Here is a 24,426-nt window from a genome sequence, read left to right as displayed (position 1 = left end):
TGAGTTCGGTTGCCGCTCACGACAGTCCCCTGTCGCCTTTTTTCCAGCCCCTTCCGGAACCTGAGCAAAATCTGTGCATTGTCCCACTTTTTTCTGAGCCGGCGCCAAGCGAGCCGTGAGCAGCGCCGGCTACACTTGGCTTGCGCGTGAACAATGCACGTAGTCTAAAGAAAGGAAAGGGGTACAACCTATGGCAGTCGCAACTGCAAAGCGGGAACTGGTGGCGGCAAAGGGCGCGGAGGTTGAGAAGGCTGAACTGGCGGTTGAAGAATTGCAGGCAGCGCTCCTGGAGCGACTCGAAGCAGCGTATGAGGAGGCAAAAGCCAGCTGGCGCCCCGAAATCGCCGCGCCAACCAACTGGTGGGACATCATGGCGATCGGTCCGTTCTCGGCGCCGTTTGATCTTGGCTTCCCCAAGCCCAATCCGATTGTGCGGGTCGGTCAGTCAGTGGTGATCTTCACCGTGCTGTTCCTCAACCCGTTTGGTCCGCCGATGCCTTCGCCGATGCAGATCATCGGCGGCGCGTTGTTGCCCTACCGGATCATGTACGACACCACGAACGTCACCACGGTGAGTCACGATGCAGCGCTGAGTGGAACAGTGAATGGCAACCTGGCGCCTGTGCCCTTCATCCTTAACGCCATCACGCTGACGCCGAACGCGCCGGGATTGTATGAGGTCAACCTGCGCGCGCAGATCCTGACCGCGATGAGCACCACCATGGTTCCATTCGCCGGGTATGCGTCGCGGATCGACTCGATCCACGCATCGATCTTCGGTCCGAGCGGTCTTGCCGTTCGCTTTGAGCAACCGGTGCGCTTCGATGCGTATGTGTAAGGCGCAGGCGTAACGACGGTATCGTAGAGACGTTGCGTTGCAACGTCTCTACCTTCCCGATTGAAGGGGGCTTTTATGGACGACGAACGCCTGCGCGCTGCGCGAGCGCGACTCATGGTGCGCCGACTGGCGCCAGCGTTTCTTTACAACCCTGCCTATCGTGTCAATATGGTCGATTTCGGCATTCCGATCCGCGCCGAAGCCGCCGATGAACGCCCGACGATCCGCTTTCACGTCCCGCGAAAACTGTCCCGCGCTCAACTCGAACGCGCCGGCATCGAAGCAGTGCCGCGACAGATCGGCGAATTTGTCACCGATGTGATTGAAGGCGCCTATGTGCCGCACGTCTGGTCCTGGTGGCGCCCCTGGCAGCCGCCTGTCGGCAGTCCGCGATCACGCTTTGCCACAATGCGCGGCGGGATCAGCGTTTCAGTCGCGCGCGACTTCAGCGCTGGCACGCTCGGCGGTCTGGTGCGGGATCGTACAACCGGCGATCTGATGATCTTGAGTAACTGGCACGTGCTGGCTGCCGAACGCTGGGTCGCCGCCGGGTTGCCAATCTGCCAGCCGGGACGACTCGATGGCGGTATGCCGTATGACGTTGTCGCTACCACCACACGACACGCTATGCGGCAGAATATCGACGCTGCGGTTGCGACCCTGACCGGTGATCGCCCATTGATCAACGACCAGTTGAACATCGGACCGATCACCGGCGTGGCGTTGCCGCGCCTCGGCATGCGTGTCACCAAATCTGGACGAACCACCGGCGTAACCGAAGGGATCATTACCGGAGTTGAAGGACAGGCGCGGCTATGGTATGGTTCTATGCAGCGCACCATTCAGCACGTCATGACCATCGTTCCTGTCCCCGGAAAGCGCGAAGTCAGCGCGGGGGGCGATTCGGGGTCGTGGTGGCTCGATGCCGAAACGCACGCAGCAGTCGGGTTGCACTTTGCCGGCAGCGATGATCCGGAACAGGCGCTGGCGATTGAGATGGTCGTAGTTCTCGACGCGCTTGATGTTGAACTTGTGACTGAGCGACCGCCGATGGTCGATCGTCGGCGTCCTGAAGCGGTGGTGCGCGAAGCGTGGCGCACCGTTGAGCGCGAAATGGCGGAGACTCTGGCGCGATGAGTTCGCAATCGGCAGCCTGGTGGCGAAAGGCGCGGCGAGCGCGTGATCAACTGATCGCGCGCCTCGGTACGCATCCGGCTGTCACCAACATCGATATCGGTCTGCTCGATCCGCCGCAAGCCGGGGTGATCGGCGTGCGTGTCCACGTCCGTGGCACACCGACCGATCTGGTCGTTCCGAAGGAGGTTGAGGGCATTCCGGTAGGCGTCGTGCGTGGCGATTATCATCTGCAATGAACGAGGGCACGTTCTATGGCAGCGCATGAGAGACTGTCGTTCGACCGCGATCCGCCCGATGGAGAAAGCGAGGTCCGCAGCGTCGATGCCGGGTGGGAGGAGCGGGCAGCGTTTCGCATCGCCATTGAGTCGCGTCTGGTGGAAGAGGGGCGGCTCATCTGGCGCACCCGCGCCTACCACGAAGAGCACGACCAGGAAAGGGTCTGGACGGGGCTGCCAGACGAGGCGATCATCGAGTGGTTCCTCGAACGGTTACGTCAATCGCTGGGCAGTCCTGTTTCTGCGGACACCGCTCTGGCGCTGCCCGAATCCAGCGCTGTTGCTGCTGCCGTTGCGCACCCGTCCGCTGCACCCTCACCCGAAACCCCTCTCCCGCCCGTTGCGCCCCCGTCCGAGGCGGCGCTCCCGCCCGCTGCGCCCTCGCTCGAAACCACTGTTCCGTCCGCTGCGGAACCGTCCGTGTCGGCTATCCTGCCTGCTGCGCCCTCGCTCGAAACCGCTGTTCCGCCCGCTGCGGAACCGGTGGAACCCGCTGCCGAACGATTTCACCAGGATGATCTCCAGCAGATCCCCGGCATTGGTCCTGCGATTGCGCGCCGCCTGCATGCCGCTGGCATCTCCACGTTCGCGGCAGTGGCAGCGTGCACACCGGCAGAGCTTGCACGGCATACCGGACGATCGGCAGAGCAGATCGTGCGGATGGGCTGGATTGAACGTGCACGCGACCTGGCGCTGTCCAGCCGCGCAGAATCGCAACCAGCACCCGAAACAAAGGAGCGTGAAGACATGGTGTCCGAAGAACCATCGATCCTCTTTGCCGCCATCCTGCTCGACGAGGAAGGTGAGGTGCGGGATGCACACCTCACCACTGCTGGCGAGATCCCGCCGGAGTGGAACGACCAGCGCGTTGCGCGTTTCTTCATGGAGGCTGTCGCACCAGCAGACACGACGTCATCAAACATTGCCCTGCACATCGACAACCCGCTGATCGAACTCATTCGGGCGCAACCCGGCAAGCGCAACGCATACCGATTGAGCGCCAATGCCACAGTGCGCATCGAGGGAGTGGATACCGTCACAGCGGGAGTCTCCGCTCATCTGTTCCTGCTGGCATACAATCTCGACAGCCACGAAACCCACATTCTGAACACTGCCGGTGTATCACTTGCAGCAGGTGCAACCGAGGCGCCATTCACCCTGGATTCTGACCTGCCGGAGGTGGGGCATTATCAACTTGTTCTTGCAGCGCTCATCCCTGAGATGCGCATCCTGACCGCCGTATCAGGACCTCCGCTGCGCGTCACGCCCTAAGGGGGTTGAAAGCTGAGATAACCCGGTAGCCAGGAAAGGGAGAGGCGTTCCTTGTTGTTGGAAGACAACCTCTCCCCTCCCGTTGCGCGGAACAGTACGCCCTTCTGTCACCGACGCCTGCTGCTACGGTGTTGTGATGATCGGCAGATAGACCCGATACCCGCCTGGAGGTGTTGTCGTAGGTGCTGATCGACTGCTCTGCAACGTGACCACTTCCGCCTGCGCGCTGATGGCATTGTGGTGGTGGAGCAGGAGCACATCCTGTGTGCGCCGTACTGCCAGCACGTCCTGATTGACCGTTCCAGCGATCTGCGCGCCGTCAATGCCAAAGAAGAAGGGGGTTGGCAAGCCGGATCGGACGACGCCGGTTGCGGGTGAGGTGTTGAGCGGCGCTACGGCAGCTGAGCGAAGATCGTAGGTGATGACGCCGCTGGGCGGCACGCGATCGACCCGTTCGGTGAACCCGCCCGCATCGCGCGCATACGTTTCGACATAGTAGGAGAAGACCGGCGCAGCGGGTGACAGGCCCAGGAATCCCGCCGTGGTCACCAGCGCCAGCACCGAGGTCTCGAACGGGGCGCTGTCGAGGAACGGCGATGCCGTAGGTGGCGGAACGAAGTTCCAATCGGCAATCCGCAATAGTTGCAGCGTCCCATCCGGTTGAATCCGGTATAGGATCGACCGGAACGTATCATCCGGGCGCGTCGCGCCCCCGCCGCCGGGGATGGGTAGAATGGCGCCGATACTGGTGTTGACCAGCATAAACTCAGGAATGTCGTCAGGCGAACCTGAACCGCCGGGACCGGTGGTGCTGATATAGACGCGGTACTGCACTTCGTTGGGTGTCGCCCATGCCGCATACCCGGCCATGCCGAAGAAGATGACCGTATTGTTGCCCTCCCAACCGCGTTCGGGATAACTGCTGGTAACGCCGACATACCGGATATCGGCAGGACGCAGGGCAGGGTTCAACCCGGCAATCTCCGGGCTGCGCCCTTCGGGAGCGAGTTCGTAGGCGCTGACCAGCGGCGTTTGTGCGCCGCGCGGCGACGTGAGTTGATTGCGCGCGCCACTGTTGCGCAGTGTGATCGTGAATGATGGCACAGCGTCCGGCACAATCTGTTCTGTCGCCGTCGCTGCGCTCTCCGCAGCGGATTTCGGGACAATCTGAAAGGGGACGCGCGTCGTCTGCTCATTGATCAACCGCCCGCGACCCGTGAAACCGCGAAGCGACCAGGAGCTATTTCCGCCACCGACGACCAGAATGACCTCACCGGAACCGGCGACGAACTCTTTGCTGGCAGCCGACGAGGAGGTGGCGGGTGAACTTCCAGCGCGGAAGAAGCGCACCTTGTGTGCACCAGGCGTGGTTACGCTGAACGCACTGGCGGCGCCGACCGGCAGATTTGCCGCCAGCAACACATTATCGAGATACACATCGACCGCCGAGCCGTCACGCAACGGATCGCCATTGAACACATGGATCATGATCTGATCACGCGGCAGCGAAGGTTCAGGAATCTCATCGACCAGGGCAAGTTGCGGGCGACTCCACGAACCATACACAACAATGGTATAGTCGCGGCCATCAACCACATCGAACTCGGCTGCAACCAGCGGCGGAGTGGTTGGCGGCGCACCTGGCGGCAAAACGCGCACCTGCTGGCGACCGGGGCGGAATGGAATGTATCTGCCGACCCTTGCCGGTCTGATCGACTCTTCGAGCAGTTGATCGCCGACATAGACCGTCACCCGATCAAAATCGCCGGCATGTGCTGCGCGTATGCGCGCCCCCAGAGTGCTACGCACCTCGATGACACCGCTATGCTCCGCCATATAGTAGCGCGCGAAGGTCGGCGGAACACCTGCCTGAAGGAGCGGCGTGGTCGCATCGGGAGTGAAATCGAGCGTTTCTGGTTGTACGCTCACATTCACCGGCAGATCGAGCGTTTGTCCTGCGCCCAACTCGTATGGACCCGGCGACACTTCAACCTGAACGCCCGGTTCATCAGCAGCGAGCACCGGCGCGAGTCGCAACGTGCGCGTGAAGTGACCAGCATTCGTGATGCGCAACGTTTTCTGAAACGACCGGGAGCGACTGATCCAGGGCGCACCAAAGGACAGACTGACCGCTGCGGGGTCTTCGGCATCGAACGCCAGCAGGTCCCAGGCAAACAGTCTGGAAGCGTCCAGTCTGCCGGCGCCTGCCAGCGACGGCGGGTAGAGATTTCCGGCAGCGTCGCGGGTTGGCACAGCGGCATTCATAAGCGCCACCTTGATCTGCGCCGGTGACCACGACGGACGAAGTTGACGCAGCAACGCAGCCGCACCTGCAACCTGCGGCGTGGCGATCGAGGTTCCGCTGAGCGCCAGCGCGCCGATGCCCGAACCGGCTGCGGCAGAGCGAAGCGCCACACCAGGCGCGACCAGATCGGGCTTCAACTGCCTGGAGCGCTGCGGTCCGCGCGAGGTCAGCAGATCGAGCGAATCGGGCGACAACGACGGGTCGCGTCCCGCATCGACCGATGCACCGACTGCAATCGCTTTACCGGCGGACGACGGAGAATTGATGGCGTAGAACGTGCCACCCGTATCACCGGCAGCGACAACCACAACCACGCCAGCATCCACTGCTCGATTGATCGCCACCACATCCGGGTCATTCTCACCGCCAAACGGCGAACCCAGCGAGATATTCAGCACATCGACCAGACGATCATCGGTGTTGCCATCGCCGTTCGGATCAATCGCATAATCGATAGCGCGCGTCAGAAACGTTGTCGTGCCGCGACAGCCAAAGACCTTCAGCGCCACCAGCGAAGCGCCAGGCGCAACACCGGGGGCAACCAGGAAATCCGCATACGAGACGCTTCCCGAATAGAGACCGCGGTACGTGCGCCCGGCGGCATCGACGCCATAACCGGCAGCAATGCTGGCAACGTGGGTGCCATGCCCGCCACTGATGCGTCGCACAGCATCGGCGCCATCGCCAGCGCAATCGAGCGGATCGGGGTCGGGATTGGGAATCGGCGAGCCGATTCGTCCTGATGCATCATAGGCGTCGCCGACAAAATCGTAGCCGGCGATAATCTTTTCGGTTGGGAATGTTCCGGCTTCAATGATCGTCGGATCGTTGCTGCGGAACGCATCCGGCGTGCCGGGTCCGCCAAAGGTGGCGTGGGTATAATCGATGCCGCTATCGATAATGCCGATCCGCACGCCATTGCCGGTCAAATGCCCGGTGGCGCTCCAGAACTGCGGCGCGCCGATGAATGAAACAGCGCGAGTGCTCGAACGCGCCTTCGGCGCGACAACGTGGATATCGACCACGCCAGGGATGGCGCGCAGCAGACGGAGTTGATCCGGCGTGGCGATCACAGCGATGCCATTATAGGCAGTGTGCGTCTGAAACAGGACGGGAATATTCGCTGCTTCAAGCAGGCGTCGTATTTCGACGGGATCAAGGGGGGCGCTTTGCGGCGCCATCATCTCTGCTGGCAACGCCGCCCCACTGTCCCCCAACTCGAGCATAACCGTCAGCGGTTGGCGCAGATCGGCATAGCCCGGCGGCGGTAGCATACTGCCCGAAGGATCAGTGCGAAAAGGTTCTGTTTCATCAGCATACACAGTCCACCAGGGAAGCATCGCAGACAGGACGATGCCCCACATGGCAATGAACGCCGTAAGCCGTCGTTGCATGGCGTATGGTTTTCTCTAATTTCGCAGGATAACGCTTCGCTTATATTACCATACGACTCACCTACGTAGAATGACGATTTATTCACAGAAATGAGCTTTGAGACTTAGCAACAATTTCTTTACGAGAACGGGCGCGGACCGGCAAGCCCCCAGATCAGCAGGTAGATCAAGGCGCCAATGCACAGAAATGTGCCATAGGAAATGTACTGTGGCGTATCACGTTTTCCAGCACGGCGCAACACCACCAGGATCGCCGAAAAGACGCCTGCCAGCAGCATGCCGTAGAGCAGCGCGCCGGGCAGGTTGGTCAGTCCGAGCGCTGCACCGATGAACATGCCGAGATAGACGTCCCCCAATCCAAACGGCGCCCGATGCGATGGAAACAGGATCTTCGCCAGGACGTAGAAGATGACAAATAAGACACCTGCAACGAACAACCCTGCCAGTGCGTTCAGCAGGCTGTGAGAAGGAACAGCAAAAGACGCAACGACTGACGCCAGCGTGGCGCCGAGGGTTGGCAACGTGTAGATCAGGCGATGCTGCCAGTCGATGGCGCCAGTGATGATCAGAACCGCAGCGACAACGGCGGCGTAGACGAGACTGATACTCACGTGATACCGGAGGTAGAGCAGAAGCAGGGTCGCAGTCGTGATCAGATCGACAATTGGATACACCCCATCGAGGCGACGACCGCAGCACCTGGCGCGCCCGCCCTGGATGACCCAACCGAGCAGCGGCAGCGCCTGCCACCACGCCAGGCGTTGACCACAGCGGGTGCAGCGTGGCCATCCACCGAATCCCTGCTCACGCGGCAGGCGGATGATGATCAGGTTCAGGCCTGCGCCAAGCAGCAGCCCGGTCAGCGCCACAAGAACGATATCCACACCGATAGCACCTATGCAGAACGAGCGCCTGCCCGGTCGAATGCAGCGAACATCACATCGAGCGGTGCGGAGACGCCGGTCCAGCGCTCGAACGACAGCGCCGCCTGCCGCACCAGCATCCCGCGTCCATCGAGGGTTGCCGCGCCTGCCTGCGCCGCTTCGCGGAGCAGACGGGTCGGGCGATAGACCATATCGAACACCAGCGCCGTTGCGGGAATCAGATGCCCCGGCAGCGGGGTTTCGTCGGCATGCCAGCCGAGCGATGTTGCGTTGATGATCAGATCGGCAGACGCAATCGCTTCGGGCACATCAGGATCATCGGGCGTAAGTGCGCGCAGATAGGGATCAGCATCACTGTTGGCAAGCACATCTGCCAGCAATTCCTCAGCGCGTTCCAGGGTGCGGTTGATGACCGTCAACGCCGTCGCCTGCGCTGCAATGAGCGCACATGCTGCGGCGCGCGCGGCGCCACTTGCGCCAAGCAGAACGATGCGTTTTCCCGTCGGGTCGAAACCGGCATCCTCGCGCAGAGTCGCAATAGTGGCGGGGGCATCGGTGTTGCACCCTTCGAGTTGCCCGTCCGGGAGGCGCACGATGGTATTGACGGCGCCGATCTGTTCCGCCTGCGGATCGAGCCGGTCGAGCAGCGGAATGACGGCTATTTTGTGCGGCAGCGTAACATTTGCGCCCAGAATATGTGGCGCCCGCAGCGATGCGATCCGCTGCGGCAGTTCGGCGCTGCTGGTGCGCCACCGTTCATAGCGCGCGACGATCCCGAGATGCTCAAATGCGGCATTATGCAGGAAGGGTGACAGACTGTGATCGACCGGATCACCGATGACCCCGGCTAACGCGACGGACATGTCAGGTACTCCCGCTCGAAGCGCTGAAACTCCTCAAACGTAACGGCAAAATTGTGTGCGCCGGGCGTGGTGCAGGAAGCGACAAAGTAGAGGTATGGCGCCGATGTGTCGGGTCTGGCAGCAGCGCGTAGCGCCGCAAGCCCCGGACTGGCGATCGGTCCGGGCGGCAACCCTGGATTGACACGTGTGTTGTACGGGCTGGCAATACCGTTGATTTCATCGATACTGAGCGAATCGAGACGGGGCCACCAGTTGCCGCGCTGCCCCAGAATGTACTGCACGGTTGGGTCGGCGCCCAGTTTGCCGCCCCCCGTTTCGGCAAGATGTTCCGGCTTGAGGCGATTCCAGAACACAGCGGCGATTTTGGGCATCTCATCTTCACGCGCCGCCTCACGCTGCACAATCGACGCCATGGTCACAATATCGTGAACCGTAGCGCCCTTCACCGTCACCTCGCGTTCGAATGTTGCGTACTGCTCATCAAAGCGGTCGAGCATGATTTCGATCACCTCGGTGACCGTGGCAGTCACCGCGAAGCGATAGGTATCGGGAAACAGATACCCTTCCAGGCTTGCGCCGGGCGGGAGGCTGTTGAGGTAGAAGTGCTGCGGTTGAAACGCTGCACCGTTGCGCGCCGTGCGCAGAAATGCCTGCTCGGTCACATTGACCAGCCCGGCTGCGGCGATCTGCTCGGCGATTTCTTCGAGCCGCGAGCCTTCGATGATCGTCACCTGCACTTCTTCAACCCGACTGTTTTGCAAGGCTGCGATGATTTCGCTCATGGTCATGTTGGCACGCAGCAGATAGCGACCGGCCTGTAATTCGCTGTCGAGACCTTGCATACGCACCAGAAGGGTAAACAGCAGCGGTTGGCGAATCAGGTTTGCCGTTCCAAGGCGGGTAGCGATGACACTGGCGCTATCACCCGGTTCAACAATGAATTCGACCGGCGTTGCATCATTCCCTGCCGGGCGACGGATTTCGCTGAGGAGAAGGTAGCCAGCGCAGGCAACGCTGAGCGCCAGCAGCGCGACGCCGAGAAAGATCGCACGCAGCGTTTTGGCGAATGAGGTTCGCTGAATGGTATCAGACATGGTTCACAATACGATGTTGTACTATGGCGTCGGCGTGGGAACGGGAGGCGGCGTTTCGACCGGCACGCGCTCCGGCGCTTCAACGAGGGACGCACTCACCCATCCGCTCCCATCGACGCTGCGGATCTGTGACGATGCCGCCGCCGGTGAACCGAGCCGCACACGGTACCACGCTCCGTCCGGAGTCACCCCCAGAAAAATGAGCGCATCACCTGCCATCACACTACCGATGACATTATCCGGCAGGCGCGCTGGGGTTGCGCGCACATTTCCTGATGTCACAACAACACCGGTCAGCGGCGGCGCCTCGACAGGTGTCGGCGCCACGGGTTGCACGGTCGGCGGCGAGGTTGGCGATTGTGGCAGCGTGACGATTGCCTGCGGCACGGTCGTGGGCATTGGCGGCGCAACAATCACCGGCGCCGGTTCGACCCGCCCAATCCGGGTGAGTTCATCACGTAGCTCGGTCAGCACACTCCAGGCAAAGATCAGCGCGACGAGCATCAACACACAGGCGATCGCCGTCTTGATCAGTTCGGCGACGCGCGCCAGCAGCGTGCGGCTCTGCATCTGATCCAGCACAACGCGCGCCGTATCGCCGACCGATTCGCCCCAACTGGTCTTGCTGCGATCCGTGCGGGCCACCCGGCGAAGTTCGATCAATGCACGCGCATCCCCCACGGTTGCCAGTGCGCGCACCGCACCCCAGCGCACATTGCTGTTTGGGTGACGCAGCGCATCCACGAGCGGACCAGCAGCGCGACCATCACCAATCTGACTCAGCGCTTCAGTGGCACGATAGGCGATCAGCCACGGCTCATGCGTGCGCAACGCCTCGATCAGCGCCGGCACCGCCGGTTCACCCAGCGTTACCAGATCCTCGACGGCACGCGCGTGGAGCGGATGACGCGGATCGCCGAGCGCGCTGACAAGGGTCATGATACGCTGCTGAAGCGCCGCACCGGCTACATTGGCGCTCACACGCCGGTCGGGAGTCGCCAGAGCGCGTGGCGCCTGCACCAGACTGCGCGTGCCCGTCTGCGCACCATTTGCTGTCTCACCGTCGCGTTCCGCCGATGGCGCGCCATTGACGTCATCGGGTGTCTGGTTATTGTCGGAAGGAGTCGTATTCATCACTGACTCCACTGCAAAAACGCACCGCCGAGACACCGGGCGCACAGAGGTTTCCATCCATCGCTCGTTGCACCCGCTGCGCCGCCGTGGTGACATGACCTTTTTGCAGGAGCATCATCATTCTTCCGTCGTCATCGATCCGATCTCAGGAGCACGCAACCGCGCCGCGAAACGCTCGATGATCGCATCAAGCAACCGTTCCGCTGCAACAGGTTTGGGCAACTGCGGCAACCGTTCCACACCCTGCGCATCGATCAGGATCATCTGAATATCCTCGGCGCCAATACTGGCGACTGCCTCGTTCGCAACGATCATGTCAAGACCTTTGCGTTCGAGTTTCTCATGTGCATACGTCAGCAGATCGTGGGTTTCCGCCGCAAATCCGATCTTGACCAGATCGCGGCGATGCGCGATACTTGCAAGAATATCAGGGTTGCGCACCAGGCGAATCGTCAACTCTTCATCATCGCCCTTTTTGATCTTGTGTTCGGATGCAGTTGCCGGGCGAAAATCAGCGACGGCTGCGTTCATGATCAACAGATCGGCACTGGCGATGGCAGACACGACTTCACGTTGCATATCGAGCGCCGTCTCAACACGTATCAGCGTGACGGCAGCCGGAGGTTGCGCTGTTGCCGGACCGCTGATCAGGGTGACGGAAGCGCCCCGGTCGCGGGCTGCTGCAGCGATGGCATATCCCATTCTGCCCGACGCGCGATTGCCAATGAAGCGGACCGGGTCGATCGGTTCGTGGGTGCCGCCAGCGGTCACCACCACCCTGCGCCCACGCAGAGGACCGCAGGTGCGTCCGAGGAGTGCGCGGATCTCGGCTTCGATGATTGCAGGTTCCGGCAGGCGCCCCCGCCCGATTACCGGCTCAGCCATGCGCCCATACGCCGGTTCGAGGATGGTAACGCCGCGCTGCCGCAACAGCGCAATATTTGCCTGGGTCGCCGGATGTTCGTACATATGCGGGTTCATTGCTGGAGCAATCAGGATCGGTGCAGAAGTCGCAAGTGCAGTTGTTGTGAGCAAATCGTCACACAACCCGGCAGCCAGGCGTGCAATGGTATTGGCGGTGGCCGGAGCGATCACCAGCAGGTCGGCGTGCTGACCGAGCGACACGTGCCCGACGACACCATCTTCCGGCAATGCCCACATATCATCGAGCACCGGTCTCCCGGTCAATGCCTGAAACGTCGCCGCGCCGACAAAGCGTTGCGCGGCGGCGGTCATGATAACGTCAACAATCGCGCCATCGAGCGTCAGATTACGTGCTAATTCGGCGACCTTGTAGGCAGCGATGCTGCCGGTAACGCCGAGAATGATATGTTTGCCTTTAACAATGCTCATCTACCAGGCTCGCGGTCTGACACTATGCTGCGTGTTGCAGACGCGGGCGCATTGTAGCATCAGCGACAGGCGGCGTCAATGAATGGGAGCAGTGGGATATGGCTGGTTTTCTGGATGGCGAGGATCTCTCGCCCAATGCCATCGAGCGCGCCCGGCAGGCAGCGGCTGGCAGGTACATCGACCTGACGAGCAGCAATCCGACGCATCAGGGGCTTCTCTTTCCCGACGACATTTTGCGCGATGCATCCGCCGCCTACTGGTCGAACCGACGGTACAACCCGGAACCACGCGGTCTACAAGCGGCGCGGAAGGCGATTGTGCAGTACTATGCCGAACGAACGCCAGCGCTGGCGCTGGATGCCGACCAGATCGTGGTGACGGCAAGCACCAGCGAGGCGTACAGCCTGCTCTTCGCGCTCCTGACGAATCCAGGGGATAATGTGCTGGCGCCGGTGATCACCTATCCGTTGTTCGAATATCTGGCGATAGTGCATCATATCGAACTGCGCCCGTATGCGCTGGATGAGCGGCGTGGCTGGCGAATCGATCCGACCAGTCTACGGCTTCAGGCGGATGAGCGCACCCGTGCGGTGCTCGTCGTGTCGCCGCACAACCCGACGGGAGCAGTGCAGACGGCGCGGCTTCCTGCGCTCCGTGCCCTTGACCTGCCGATCATCTGTGATGAGGTCTTTGCGGCATTTCCGTACCGCGCGGCGACTGTTCCCCCATTGGGCGCGCTCTACCCTGATCTGCCAGTCTTTCATTTGAACGGCATCTCCAAAATGTTTGCGCTGCCCGATTTGAAACTTGGCTGGATTGCGTTGAACGATGCCGCCCACGACCGGTTCGGCGCACGCCTCGAGGTGTTGAACGACACCTTTCTCAGCGCCAACACCCTGACACAAACCATGCTGCCATCCATCTTCGAGCGTGGACGTGCGTTTACCGCTGCCATGCACCAACGTATCCGCGAGTCGCTGGATATGGCGCTCACCATGCTCAGCGGTTGTGATGTCGTGCGTGTACGCCCGCCGGATGGCGGCTACTATCTATTTCCTGAAATTATCGGCTGGAACGACGAAGAGGCGCTGACGCTCTATCTGTTGAAGCATGGGGTGCTGGTGCATCCCGGCTATTTCTACGGCTACGAACAGGGGGCGCACATCGTCATCTCCTGCCTGATCGAACCGACGCAGTTGCGCGCAGGAATTGAGCGTCTGATCGTGGCGCTTTCTGGAGTCACCCGCCACGCCTGATGCGATGGAAGTCGATGCAGCCGGGCGTCGGGTTGCTGTCAAGGCTGCACCTGCACATCACTACGATGGCTGGTCGTCATGTGGCAAGGGAACGCGGCGCTTCAGAGCAGTCCACCGATTGGATACCACGCAAACGCTTGACAGTATATGGTATGATAGTGAAGAATATGCCGCAACATTTGTTTCGAGCAGCCTCTTTCTGCGTCTGTACGGTGCATGACGACACTGGTTGCGATCAAAGGGGGAAAAGAAGGGCTACGGCTGCACCTTGATGAGTCAGCCGTCTGGTCTGAAGTACTGGGCGCGCTCCGCAGCCAGCTCGACCAGGGGGCGCAATTCTTCAACGGCGCGCGGGTTGTTGTCGATATCGGCAATCGTGCGCTTACCGAAGAGCAATTCGCGGAATTGATGGCGCTGATGCGTGAGCATCACCTGGAGGCATCGGCGCTGGCATCGACATCGCGCGAGAGCCGGTCGGCGGCGCGCGCTGCTGGCGTGGTGGCGCGCCCGATAGCACGAAGCGTCGCTGCATCCGACGAACCCGGCGAAGCGTTGTTCGTCTGCCGCACCATTCGTTCAGGTCAGGTTGTTCGTCACCAGGGGCATATCACGATTGTTGGCGATGTGAACGCGGGCGCCGAGGTCATTGCGGGCGGCAGTGTGGTTGTCTGGGGGCGCTTGCGCGGCACCGTGCATGCCGGGGCGCTTGGTGATCGCTCAGCGATGATCTGTGCCATCGAACTACGCCCGACGCAGTTGCGGATAGCGGATCTCATCGCACGCGCTCCGGATGGCGCAGCCAGCGGACGCCCGGAAGTGGCGTACATCGATGGCGATCAGATCGCGGTAGAGTCGTGGGAACGATACCGAAGGTAGAATAGCGACGACCCGTGACACCAGGGGTCGGGGCCATTCACCCTTCAGGAGAGAAAGAACATGTCGCGGGTCATTACGATTACTTCCGGCAAAGGCGGCGTCGGGAAAACGACGTCGACGGCAAACCTGGGCGCTGCGCTGGCGATGCAGGGCCTGAAGGTAGCCGTTGTCGATGCCGACATTGGCTTGCGGAACCTGGATGTCGTCCTGGGTCTGGAGAACCGGATCGTCTATGACCTGGTCGATGTGGTGGAAGGACGCTGTCGTTTGCGACAGGCGCTGATCAAGGATAAGCATTTCCCCGATCTCTGTCTGCTCCCGGCAGCCCAAACGCGCGATAAAGATGCAGTCACGGCGGACGATATGATTGCGCTGGCTAATCAACTGCGCGCCGAATTCGATTATGTGTTGATCGATAGTCCGGCAGGGATCGAAGCCGGTTTTCGCAACGCGATTGCTGGCGCCGATGAGGTGCTGATCGTGACGACGCCGGAGGTCGCGGCGGTACGCGATGCAGACCGAATCATCGGTCTGGTTGAGGCGTTCGACAAGGGGCATCCGCGCCTGATCATCAATCGCCTGAAACCGCGTATGGTCAGTCGCGGCGAGATGATGAGCATCGATGATGTGCTGCAGATTCTGGCGATTGACCTGATCGGCGTGGTACCCGACGATGAACAGATTGTGACGAGCACGAACCGGGGCGAAGTTGCCGTTCTGGATCGCAGTTCTCGCGCCGGGCGGGCATTCAGTGAGATTGCACGACGCCTTGCCGGTGAAGATGTGCCGATAACGGTGTTTGATGAGAATCCAGGCATCCTGAACAAGATTTTTGGTGCATTTGGCATTCGAGCCAGGGGAAGCGAGCGATAGAACGTGCATGTCGCGCGGGGTATGTCAGACGCCCCGCAACTGCTGAGAGCGGATGGGGAACGTTATGAGTTTTCTGGATACACTGTTTGGCAAACGTGAGCGCAGCTCCGATATTGCACGCGACCGGCTGTTGACGGTGCTGGTTCACGACCGGGTCAAACTGACACCGGATATGATGGAGCAGCTCAAAGCCGATCTATCGGCGGTTATCGCGCGATATGTGCCTTCGGTGGACGCGGGCGCCATCGAGGTGACCCTGCTGCGCGGCGAATCTGTCGATCACCTCAAGGCAGACATTCCGTTGCGACGGACGACGCAGAAATACTGAACGATCACCCCGGCGTGCAGGGAAGCATATCGAGGGCATGTTGCGTTGTTGACGTTTGCGCCACATGATATGCATCCGCTCAGGATGTTGCTCCGCCGCCTTTCATCTGTGTCGACTCTACCCGGTATCTCATAAACCCACCAGTCTGCCAGGAGCGCAACATTCAACGTTGAACGTTCAACGTTAAGCGCTCAACGTTCAACGTCCAACGTCCTTCAAACCTTCACGTTTCACAATCCCCAGCCGTGCGGTACAATAGGCGTACAGGATATCTCCGCATTTTTACACATCGGAGGTACGTATGAGCGTAGAAGCTCGTCCGATCCGTTTTTCGCCCACGATCAAACTGATCACGGTTGCGCTGCTGGGCGCCCTTTTTTTCTGGTTGATCCGCGGGTTGGGGAATGTGTTGGTCCCATTCGTCGCCGCAGCGATCACAGCCTATTTGTTCAACCCATTGATCACCTGGTTGAACCGTCGCACACGTATTGGACGGGCGATCTGGATTGGTGTGCTCTACATCGTCATCGGCATTATCATCTACGGTCTCTGGCGCACCCTTGGACCGGCGATCGAACGGGAGTACAGCGGTTTACAGGCACAAATTCCGCATACTCTGAACCTTGTCCAGCAAGAACTCCTGCTGCTCAAGCACGTGTCGATTGCAGGCATCGATATTGAGGTCGCACCAGTCAACGAGGCGCTCCGTGAGGCGCTCGCCGATTTCGGTCGGCGGCTGCCGGAGCACGTACCGCACCTGGTGGCGATTGCATTTGAGACACTGTTGCTGTTTGTCACCTATCTGATCGTCACATTCTACCTGTTGCTGGAAGCGCCACGCATCGTAGAGTGGACATATGGGCTTGTTCCTGCGCCATACCGCGCTGAAATCCGTGCACTGGGATCACAGATCGACCGCATTCTGGCAGGGTATGTGCGCGGGACGCTGATGCTGATCCCGATTATGGCGACACTGACCACGATTGCGCTCATGATCCTGGGGGTACGTTACGCGCTGGTGTTGGGGATTGTCACCGGCATTCTGGAAACCATTCCGCTGATCGGTCCGTGGTCAGCCGCAGGCATTGCGATCATTGTGGCATTGTTTCAGGCGCCGGCGCCGTGGGGCTGGCCCGCCTGGCTGATAGCCGGTGCGATAGGGTTAACCTACTTTGTGTTGCGCATGTTCGAGGACAATTTCATCATTCCGCATGTCGTCGGACCCGCCGTGCATCTGCATCCAATGCTGGTGATCTTTGCCATTCTGGCAGGCGGCGCGCTTGGCGGGCCGTTTGGGTTGTTCGTTTCGATTCCGGTTGCCGCCATTGCGCGCCTGCTGCTGCGCTATCTGTACTACAAATTGATCGACGCGCCTGATCCGTCGATCCACGCGCCTTCATCGCATCACTACCCGGTATCGACGCAGGTGGAAGGCACATCGATCGATCAACCTCCGGCGCTGTCAGATGGACGGGTTACCCGAACGGTCGATCAGGCGGATCAGGCTGCTACTCCGGCAAACTGATCGAAATGGTATGGAATCCGGCATCAACATAAACAATCTCGCCGGTAACTGCCGATGACCAATCGCTACACAGCCAGACTGCTGCGTTTCCAACATCTTCGATAGTTACGTTGCGGCGGAGCGGCGCAACCTCGGCAAACTGTTTGTGGAGCGTGCGAAACCCGGCAATGCCACTGGCTGCCAGGGTGCGAATCGGACCGGCGCTGATCGCGTTGACCCGGATGCCACGTGGTCCGAGATCGTTTGCCAGATAGCGCACACTCGCTTCTAACGCCGCCTTGGCGACCCCCATAACATTGTAGTTTTGCGCCACCTGCTGCGAACCGTGGTATGTCAGGGTCACGATCGATGCTCCCGGAACAAGCAGGTCTTGTGCAGCTTTGACCACTCCTGTCAGTGAGTAGGCGCTTACGTCGAGCGCCAGGCGGAACCCCTCACGGGTGGTTTTCAGGTACGGTCCGTTGAGTTCGTCACGCAGCGCGAACGCGATGGCATGGATAATAATGTCGAGTGAACCGTACACATCGCGCACGCGCGCCATCAGCGCATCGATGTCTTCGTCGCGTTGCACATCGCACGGCTCGATCAGGCGTGCGCCAAGACTTTCGGCGAGCGGTCGCACGCGCCGCTCGAGCGCTTCGCCGACGTAGGTGAAACCGAGATCGGCGCCCTGCGTATGGAGCGCCTTTGCAATTCCCCAGGCAATCGAGTGATCGTTGGCGACCCCCATTACCAGGCCCTTTTTGCCCTGAAGCAGGCCCATCGTTTCCTCCTCAAAAAAAGAGCAGTCACCTTGTGTGCGGGTATGATACTATGAGTTGCAGGTAGCAGGTTTGGGGTTGCAGGTTGCAGGTTGCAGGTTTGGGGTTGCAGGTTGCAGGTTTGGGGTTGCAGGTTGCAGGTTTGGGGTTGCAGGTTGCAGGTTTGGGGTTGCAGGTTGCAGGTTGCAGGTTTGGGGTTGCAGGTTGTAAGGTTGCAGGTTGAACGGTTCTTGGTTCTCGGTTCGCAGTTCTCGGTTCTTGGTTCTCAGTTCTCAGTTCTCAGTTCTCAGTTCTCAGTTCCTGGTTCTCAGTTCTCGGCTCTCAGTTCTCAGTTCTCAGTTCCTGGTTCCTGGTTCTCGGTTCTTGGTTCTTAGTTCCTGGTTCTCAGTTCTTGGTTCTTAGTTCCTGGTTCTCAGTTCTTGGTTCTTAGTTCCTGGTTCTCAGTTCTTGGTTCTTAGTTCCTGGTTCAGAGGAGCCTATGTCGTCACTCTTTCTACGCGCGCTGTTGCTGGCGCTGGTCATCTACGAGTTTCTCTCCGATCTGCGCGGATGGCGCGGCTTGAGTTGGGGGCACCCGGCACTGCGTCCTGTACTTGCCGTCGCAGCGCTGGCGCTCCACCCACGCAACACGTCGTGGCGGCAGCGGTTGCCGGCGCTGGCGCTGGCAGCGTTCCCGGCGTTCATTGTGCACACCATCATTGCCGGTGTACGGCGGCGGGCGCTCGACCCGATGGCGACGCTTCAACCAGGCGTCCATCGTGATCGCACGGTTGCGCGCGTCAGTATCCCGATGTCGGAAGCATTCATGCCGGCGCTGTACATTGTGCCGCGATCCGGCGCGCATGCGGCAGTGGCAGTGTTGCACGGCTCCGGGTGTGACAAAACCTATTTCACGTGGAGGTTGACCAACGCACTGCTGCGGCAGGGCATGGCAGCGCTGCTGGTCGATCTCGACGGGCATGGCGAGAATCCACGGTTGCAGCGCTACCCGCAGATGCTGGAATGTGCGACTGAGGCAGCGCGCTGGCTACGCGCCCGTCATGCACGTGTGGGTATGCTGGGTATCAGTCTTGGCGGTTGCATCGCCGCGCGTGCTGCGGCAGACGGGATGAGCATCGATGCACTGGCGATTATGGAAGCGCCGCCGCGCCTTACCTTCGACAATCGTGATCGTCTGGCGGAGGCGCGCGCACTCGCTCAACCGTATGTCATCGACCTGCTCGGCGAGGCATCGATTCTGCATCTGGGACGCGCCGTTTATCGGTTAGCGCGCGCACAGCGCACACCGGGCATTCGCGCGGCGATCAGCACCTGGGACCTGATTGCAGCATGCGATCTCTGCGGAAGCCTGGCGCGATTGACAACACCGTTGCTGCTGGTATACGGTGAGCGTGACGCGATTGTCAAGCCCGCACAGGCGGAGGAAGCATGGCGCGCTGCGCCGTCTGGCGCTACCATGCTGCTTGTACCGGATGCAAGTCATCTGACCCTGATACTGCACCCAGAGGCGTTACAGCGTATGGCGGCATGGATGGCGGATCGTCTGAATGCACTATAGCATCACGCTGTCTTCAGCGCTGCGACTTTCTTCGATTCGAGGATGGCGTCGATGAACCCGTATTCACGCGCCTCTTCAGCCGTCATAAAGCGATCACGGCTGAAATCACGGGTGATCTCCTCAACCGTTTTTCCGGTATCTCTGGCGAGCAGACTGTTCCCCAGTTCCTGGATGCGCAGCAATTCTTTGACGATGCGTTCCATATCGGGGGCATACCCCTCAGCGCCGCCGCCTGCCGGGTGGAAGTGGATCGTCGCGTGCGGCAGGGCGTAACGTTTGCCGCGTGCGCCGCCAGCCAGCAGAATCGTTGCCATGCTGCCAGCTCGACCGACGCATACGGTACACACATCGGGTGAAATTAGTTTCATCGTATCATAGATGGCGAGACCATCACGCACACTGCCGCCGGGGCTGTTGATGTAGAACCAGATGTCGCGATCCGGATCGGTATGTTGCAGGTAGAGCAACTGCGCGACAATCAACGACGCAACTTCATCGTCGATTGGCGTGCCGAGCATGATGATGCGCTCCTGCAACAGGCGCGAGAAAAGATCCCACGAACGCTCGCCGCGCGGGGTGCGCTCGACAATTGTCGGAACCGGTACGTATGGCACAGTCAACTCCTGTATGGTACATTGATTCTGGATTAAAGTATACCATGCTCGTTGAAGGTTGAAGGTTGGGACGTTGCACGTTGAAGGTTGTAAGGTTATAAGGTTGAAGGTTATAAGGTTGAAGGTTGTAAGGTTGAAGGTTAAGGAAGGTTGGGACGTTGGGCGGTGAACGGTGCGCGGTGAAGGTTGCAGGTTGCAGGTTGCAGGTTGGGGTGTTGGGCAGTGAAGGTTGAAGGTTGAAGGTTGGGGCGTTGGGCGGTGAACCTGGACGGTGAACGTTGCGCGGTGGACGTTGAACGTTGAATACGGAGCACGGACTATGACTGCACACGAACCACGCCCCGCGTGTCGGATCGGGGTCACGGCAGAAGACCTGGCGCGTGAGGCGGATCGCGCGGTGTTGTACGGCGCTATCCTGGCAGCGCAGCGACCAGAGGTGCGCATCAAGCCCCACCTCGCAGATGCAGTCGCCGATCTGCTGCCAGCGGTGCGCGCCTATCTCGAAGGCGAGGAGAATGAACTCGCTGCGTATGCGCTGGCGTATGCGCGCGCATGCGGCGCGGAGGCGTTCCTGCGCGCGAAACGGAAGGTATAATCAGGTCGAAAAAGACGCCACACCCATCTGACGCACGCTTTTGGAACAACAAGGGGCAGCCAGAGGCATTGAACGACGCAGGAATGAAAAAGGCAGCCGAAGGCGCTGCCTTTGGCTACCCCTTTCCGGTGCATATCCACGCAGTGTGCAAAGCCCGCTACACAAACTCCTGCATTGCCCGCTCAAAACGTTCGCGTGACGGGCGCAACTCCTCTTCGGGCAGATACGCGAGCGGCGTACTGGTCAGGTGCATCACCTCGTGCAGCGTCTGTCGCTGCGTATTGATGTACAGCAACCCGGTGATAAACTCGTGGTTCTGGCGCGCCTTTTCCAGCAACTCGATCGCGTGCCACTTGTTCGTCGGATCGTAATCGCGCCCCAGTTTGCGCAGTTTGATCATCGGTCCGTCGTGCAGCTGAACGTAACGCTCATCTCCCTCGTCGTAATCGACATGCACCTCATCGAAACGCGGGATAAACTGAATGTCCTGCAAGCGCTCCTCGTGCGCTTTGCCATAGTCGTAGCTCTTGGTCGAGTCGTGGTGGTTGTTGAACGTCACACACGGGCTGATGATGTCGATCACCGCCGTACCGTGGAACGACATCGCCGCCTTCAGCAGTTCGCGCACCTGTTTCGCATCGCCAGCGAAGGATCGCGCCACAAAACCGCAGTCAGCCGCAAGCGCCTCGATGCAGATGTCGATCGGCGGCAGAACATTCGTCCCTGCGTATTTGAGCTTCTGCCCGACATCGGCGGTTGCCGAGAATTGACCCTTCGTCAGACCGTAGACACCGTTGTTTTCGACAATGTACACTACCGGGACATTACGGCGCACCATATGCTTGAACTGCCCCAACCCGATACTGCCGGTGTCCCCATCACCGCTGATCCCGATTGCCAGCAGGGTGCGATTCGCCAGCACCGCTCCAGTCGTCACCGAAGGCATGCGCCCATGCAGCGTGTTGAAGCCGAATGAACGGCTCATGAAGTATGCTGGCGTTTTGGATGAGCAGCCAATGCCGCTCATTTTGATGACCTGGTGCGGCGCCAGCGACAACTCGAATGCCGCTGCGATAATCTGGCTGGTGATCGAGTTGTGACCACACCCCTGGCAGAGGGTGGTTTCTCCACCCCGGTAATCCTGACTCGTCAGACCGATTCTATTGACCTGCGGCTTGCCGTTGGTTTTGGTTTCGACAGTCATACCATACCTCTCATCTGTATGAATGGAATCTGCGCCTGCCAGAGACACGACATGGCAGATTGTAGCAGTTCTCACAATGGTTGAACCTGTTGGACAGGGTTGAACACTCCATGGATGACCGCAACCAACATCGCGCCTCCACACGGCGACCGAAATGATGGTCTTTGAGTAAATAATCCGCTCCAGCCCGCGCAGGCGGGCTTCGCCCTGGCTAGCCGAGGGCTTCAGCCCCACGGCTAGCGCGGGATAGCGGAATAAATGCTCAATCTCCATAATTTCGGTCTACACTACGCCTCGCGCGACATATCAGACACGAACGATGGTCAACATACCTGAGAAATGCTGTAAATAAGGTCATTCCCGCTCAGCCTGTTCAGCACGCATGATTGAATCCACCACAAATTGCGCCGTCATCGGCAGACCATTGCAGATCCGAACCGACCGGACGCGCGCAGCATACTCCGGAGCATGCAGTTGCACCAGTTGCGCCATCTGACCATCCTGGTTCAATTCGACGATATAGACCCGCTCATACCGCGCCAGGAAGTCGGTGAGCGTCGCCTCCAGCGGCAGCGCACGGATGCGCAGATAACTCGTCTGTATCCCACGCGCGCGCAGCATATCACCCGCCTCACGCACCGCCGGGTCGGTCGAACCATAGGCGATGATGCCGATGTCGGCTGCTTTTGCTTCCAGGACGATGGGTTTTGGAACGAGAGTGCGCGCTGTGTTGTGCTTGCGCGTCAGACGATCCAGATTCTGCTGCCAGTCGGTTGGGCGTTCGCTGTAGAGTGCATATTCATTATGTCCAGTACCGCGCGCCAGATGAGCAGCTCGCGGATTCGGGTTGCCAGGAATCGTGCGATACGGAATGCCATCGCCATCGAGGTCCTTGTAGCGCCCCCAATCCTTGAACTGCTCCAGCTCATCCGCGGTCAGCACCTTACCGCGGTCGAACGGCTTCTCAGGGTAGGTGAACGGCTCGGACATCCAGTTGTTCATGCCGAGATCAAGATCGCTCAGCACCAGGACTGGCGTTTGCAGACGTTCCGCCAGATCAAATGCAAGGTAGCCGAACTCGAAGCATTCGGTCATGGTGCCGGGGAACAGGACGACATGGTGCGTATCGCCGTGCCCCATGTAGTAGGCAGAGAGAACATCCCCCTGCGACGTGCGCGTTGGCAGACCGGTGCTCGGTCCCATGCGCTGCACATCCCAGATGACGCATGGAACCTCGGCAAAGTATGCCAGGCTCACGAACTCGTTCATCAACGAGAGACCGGGACCGGAGGTGGCAGTCATCGCGCGGGCGCCGGCCCACCCGGCGCCGACGATAATACCGGCTGCCGCAATTTCGTCCTCGGTCTGAATGATCGCATAGGTCGTTGTTCCGGTTGCGGGGTCGGCGCGCAGGATCGGCGCCAGTTCCGTCATGGCGTCGACCAGACTGGTGGATGGGGTGATCGGATACCAGGCGCACACGGTCATACCCCCCATCAGTGCACCAAATGCGGCAGCCGTATTCCCATCGACCAGGATCAGTCCTTGTGTTTTCTCCATCGGCTCGACGCGGAACCGATCGACCTTCGACAGGTTAGCGCGCACCCATTCAGCCGCCGCAACGACAACGCCATAGTTCAGGGCGATCGGCTTTGGCTTACCTTTGAAGTGTCGTTCAATCGCAGCCTTGATTTCGTTCATGTCGATGCCAAGCAGTTCCGCCACCGCGCCGACATAGACCATATTGGCGATATAATCGCGCAGTTTCGCATCCGCACCCGATTGCCTGACCAGTTCGCGCACCGGCAGCGGATAAAAAAAGACATCCGAACGCGGATTGGTGAACTTCACATCATTCGGGTGGATGCAGACGCCGCCAGGCACAAGCGACGCCAGGTCTTCGTCGGCAGTGCGCTGATTGAACGCAACCAGTATCTCGGTTGTATCGCGACGCGCCGTATACCCATCCTTGCTCACCCGAATGGTGAACCAGGTGGGCAACCCCTGAATGTTCGACGGGAACAGATTTTTGCCGCTTACCGGGACGCCCATCTTAAAGATGGCGCGCATGAGCACGTTGTTGGCCGTCTGGCTACCGGAACCGTTGACCGTTGCGGCGACAATCGAAAAATCGTTGACGATGGGTTCGGATTCCAGGTGATCGAGCGGACGGGGCTGGGTTTCAGTTTCGATAACATGTGTCATAGGTGCTCTCCAGACGTGTGAGGCGGGTACACCGCCAGCATCGTACAGACACACGAGGGTGATGAAGGCCGCCACAAAACCG

At 60.1% G+C, this 24,426-nt stretch carries 21 protein-coding genes; 11 read left to right on the top strand and 10 right to left on the bottom strand.

Features of this window, described 5'->3' with window-relative positions:
- Nucleotides 1–190: 190 nt before the first annotated feature.
- The 4 genes from ROSERS_RS08125 to ROSERS_RS24050 all read left to right on the top strand — a co-directional run bounded on the left by ROSERS_RS08125 (nucleotide 191) and on the right by ROSERS_RS24050 (nucleotide 3,522).
- On the top strand, nucleotides 191–838 hold the full coding sequence (locus ROSERS_RS08125) for a hypothetical protein (protein ID WP_011956311.1): 648 nt from the start codon (nucleotides 191–193) through the stop codon (nucleotides 836–838).
- Between the two features lie 75 nt (nucleotides 839–913).
- Entirely contained in the window at nucleotides 914–1,975 is a 1,062-nt protein-coding gene (locus ROSERS_RS08120; RefSeq protein WP_011956310.1) for a hypothetical protein, read from the top strand.
- Complete coding sequence (locus ROSERS_RS08115; RefSeq protein ID WP_011956309.1) at nucleotides 1,972–2,211, top strand: hypothetical protein; 240 nt, start codon at nucleotides 1,972–1,974, stop codon at nucleotides 2,209–2,211. The genes ROSERS_RS08120 and ROSERS_RS08115 overlap by 4 nt, the downstream gene beginning before the upstream one ends.
- A gap of 15 nt (nucleotides 2,212–2,226) precedes the next feature.
- Nucleotides 2,227–3,522 (top strand): helix-hairpin-helix domain-containing protein, encoded by a 1,296-nt coding sequence (locus tag ROSERS_RS24050; RefSeq protein WP_011956308.1) that lies wholly within the window; start codon nucleotides 2,227–2,229, stop codon nucleotides 3,520–3,522.
- A gap of 123 nt (nucleotides 3,523–3,645) precedes the next feature.
- Here the strand turns inward: ROSERS_RS24050 and ROSERS_RS08105 are convergent, their stop codons facing one another.
- From ROSERS_RS08105 to coaBC, 6 genes are all read right to left on the bottom strand, one after another.
- Complete coding sequence (locus tag ROSERS_RS08105; RefSeq protein ID WP_011956307.1) at nucleotides 3,646–7,221, bottom strand: S8 family serine peptidase; 3,576 nt, start codon at nucleotides 7,219–7,221, stop codon at nucleotides 3,646–3,648.
- Between the two features lie 119 nt (nucleotides 7,222–7,340).
- Nucleotides 7,341–8,105: a prepilin peptidase gene (locus ROSERS_RS08100; RefSeq protein WP_011956306.1), complete on the bottom strand. Its 765-nt coding sequence runs from the start codon at nucleotides 8,103–8,105 to the stop codon at nucleotides 7,341–7,343.
- Between the two features lie 11 nt (nucleotides 8,106–8,116).
- Complete coding sequence (gene aroE / locus ROSERS_RS08095; protein ID WP_011956305.1) at nucleotides 8,117–8,968, bottom strand: shikimate dehydrogenase; 852 nt, start codon at nucleotides 8,966–8,968, stop codon at nucleotides 8,117–8,119.
- A complete protein-coding gene (gene mltG, locus ROSERS_RS08090) occupies nucleotides 8,953–10,062 on the bottom strand; it encodes an endolytic transglycosylase MltG (RefSeq protein ID WP_011956304.1) in 1,110 nt (369 codons plus the stop codon). Before mltG ends, aroE begins: the two co-directional genes overlap by 16 nt.
- A 21-nt stretch (nucleotides 10,063–10,083) precedes the next feature.
- On the bottom strand, nucleotides 10,084–11,196 hold the full coding sequence (locus ROSERS_RS08085; RefSeq protein WP_011956303.1) for a HEAT repeat domain-containing protein: 1,113 nt from the start codon (nucleotides 11,194–11,196) through the stop codon (nucleotides 10,084–10,086).
- 117 nt (nucleotides 11,197–11,313) lie between these two features.
- Nucleotides 11,314–12,549, bottom strand: a complete 1,236-nt coding sequence (coaBC, locus tag ROSERS_RS08080; protein ID WP_011956302.1) for a bifunctional phosphopantothenoylcysteine decarboxylase/phosphopantothenate--cysteine ligase CoaBC — start codon at nucleotides 12,547–12,549, stop codon at nucleotides 11,314–11,316.
- A gap of 98 nt (nucleotides 12,550–12,647) precedes the next feature.
- On the opposite strand from coaBC, the gene ROSERS_RS08075 reads away from it, so the two are divergent.
- From ROSERS_RS08075 to ROSERS_RS08050, 5 genes are all read left to right on the top strand, one after another.
- The gene (locus ROSERS_RS08075; RefSeq protein WP_011956301.1) at nucleotides 12,648–13,805 is read left to right on the top strand and encodes a pyridoxal phosphate-dependent aminotransferase; all 1,158 of its coding nucleotides are present in this window, start codon (nucleotides 12,648–12,650) and stop codon (nucleotides 13,803–13,805) included.
- Between the two features lie 216 nt (nucleotides 13,806–14,021).
- Nucleotides 14,022–14,681, top strand: coding sequence for a septum site-determining protein MinC (minC, locus tag ROSERS_RS08065; protein ID WP_011956300.1), 660 nt, complete (start codon nucleotides 14,022–14,024; stop codon nucleotides 14,679–14,681).
- Between the two features lie 60 nt (nucleotides 14,682–14,741).
- On the top strand, nucleotides 14,742–15,554 hold the full coding sequence (gene minD / locus ROSERS_RS08060; protein ID WP_011956299.1) for a septum site-determining protein MinD: 813 nt from the start codon (nucleotides 14,742–14,744) through the stop codon (nucleotides 15,552–15,554).
- A 64-nt stretch (nucleotides 15,555–15,618) separates the two neighbouring features.
- Complete coding sequence (gene minE, locus ROSERS_RS08055; RefSeq protein ID WP_011956298.1) at nucleotides 15,619–15,882, top strand: cell division topological specificity factor MinE; 264 nt, start codon at nucleotides 15,619–15,621, stop codon at nucleotides 15,880–15,882.
- A gap of 301 nt (nucleotides 15,883–16,183) precedes the next feature.
- On the top strand, nucleotides 16,184–17,407 hold the full coding sequence (locus ROSERS_RS08050; RefSeq protein WP_011956297.1) for an AI-2E family transporter: 1,224 nt from the start codon (nucleotides 16,184–16,186) through the stop codon (nucleotides 17,405–17,407).
- Here ROSERS_RS08050 and ROSERS_RS08045 read toward each other — a convergent pair.
- Complete coding sequence (locus ROSERS_RS08045) at nucleotides 17,391–18,170, bottom strand: enoyl-ACP reductase FabI (RefSeq protein ID WP_011956296.1); 780 nt, start codon at nucleotides 18,168–18,170, stop codon at nucleotides 17,391–17,393. The genes ROSERS_RS08050 and ROSERS_RS08045 overlap by 17 nt on opposite strands.
- A 476-nt stretch (nucleotides 18,171–18,646) precedes the next feature.
- Between ROSERS_RS08045 and ROSERS_RS08040 the strand changes: the two genes are divergently transcribed.
- Nucleotides 18,647–19,726 carry an alpha/beta hydrolase gene (locus ROSERS_RS08040; RefSeq protein WP_011956295.1) on the top strand — a complete coding sequence of 360 codons (1,080 nt, stop codon included), beginning with the start codon at nucleotides 18,647–18,649 and terminating at the stop codon, nucleotides 19,724–19,726.
- Between the two features lie 2 nt (nucleotides 19,727–19,728).
- Here ROSERS_RS08040 and ROSERS_RS08035 read toward each other — a convergent pair whose 3' ends face one another.
- Nucleotides 19,729–20,340, bottom strand: coding sequence for a ClpP family protease (locus ROSERS_RS08035; RefSeq protein WP_011956294.1), 612 nt, complete (start codon nucleotides 20,338–20,340; stop codon nucleotides 19,729–19,731).
- Between the two features lie 319 nt (nucleotides 20,341–20,659).
- On the opposite strand from ROSERS_RS08035, the gene ROSERS_RS08030 reads away from it, so the two are divergent.
- Nucleotides 20,660–20,935: a hypothetical protein gene (locus ROSERS_RS08030; RefSeq protein ID WP_041333317.1), complete on the top strand. Its 276-nt coding sequence runs from the start codon at nucleotides 20,660–20,662 to the stop codon at nucleotides 20,933–20,935.
- A 157-nt stretch (nucleotides 20,936–21,092) separates the two neighbouring features.
- Here ROSERS_RS08030 and ROSERS_RS08025 read toward each other — a convergent pair whose 3' ends face one another.
- Together ROSERS_RS08025 and ROSERS_RS08020 are read right to left on the bottom strand one after the other, a co-directional pair.
- Nucleotides 21,093–22,139 carry a 2-oxoacid:ferredoxin oxidoreductase subunit beta gene (locus ROSERS_RS08025; protein WP_011956293.1) on the bottom strand — a complete coding sequence of 349 codons (1,047 nt, stop codon included), beginning with the start codon at nucleotides 22,137–22,139 and terminating at the stop codon, nucleotides 21,093–21,095.
- Between the two features lie 354 nt (nucleotides 22,140–22,493).
- A complete protein-coding gene (locus tag ROSERS_RS08020) occupies nucleotides 22,494–24,344 on the bottom strand; it encodes a 2-oxoacid:acceptor oxidoreductase subunit alpha (RefSeq protein ID WP_011956292.1) in 1,851 nt (616 codons plus the stop codon).
- Between the last annotated feature and the right edge of the window lie 82 nt (nucleotides 24,345–24,426).

Origin of the sequence: Roseiflexus sp. RS-1 (genome assembly GCF_000016665.1) — a bacterium.
GTDB lineage: Bacteria > Chloroflexota > Chloroflexia > Chloroflexales > Roseiflexaceae > Roseiflexus.
This window is presented reverse-complemented; position numbering and strand designations above follow the sequence as displayed.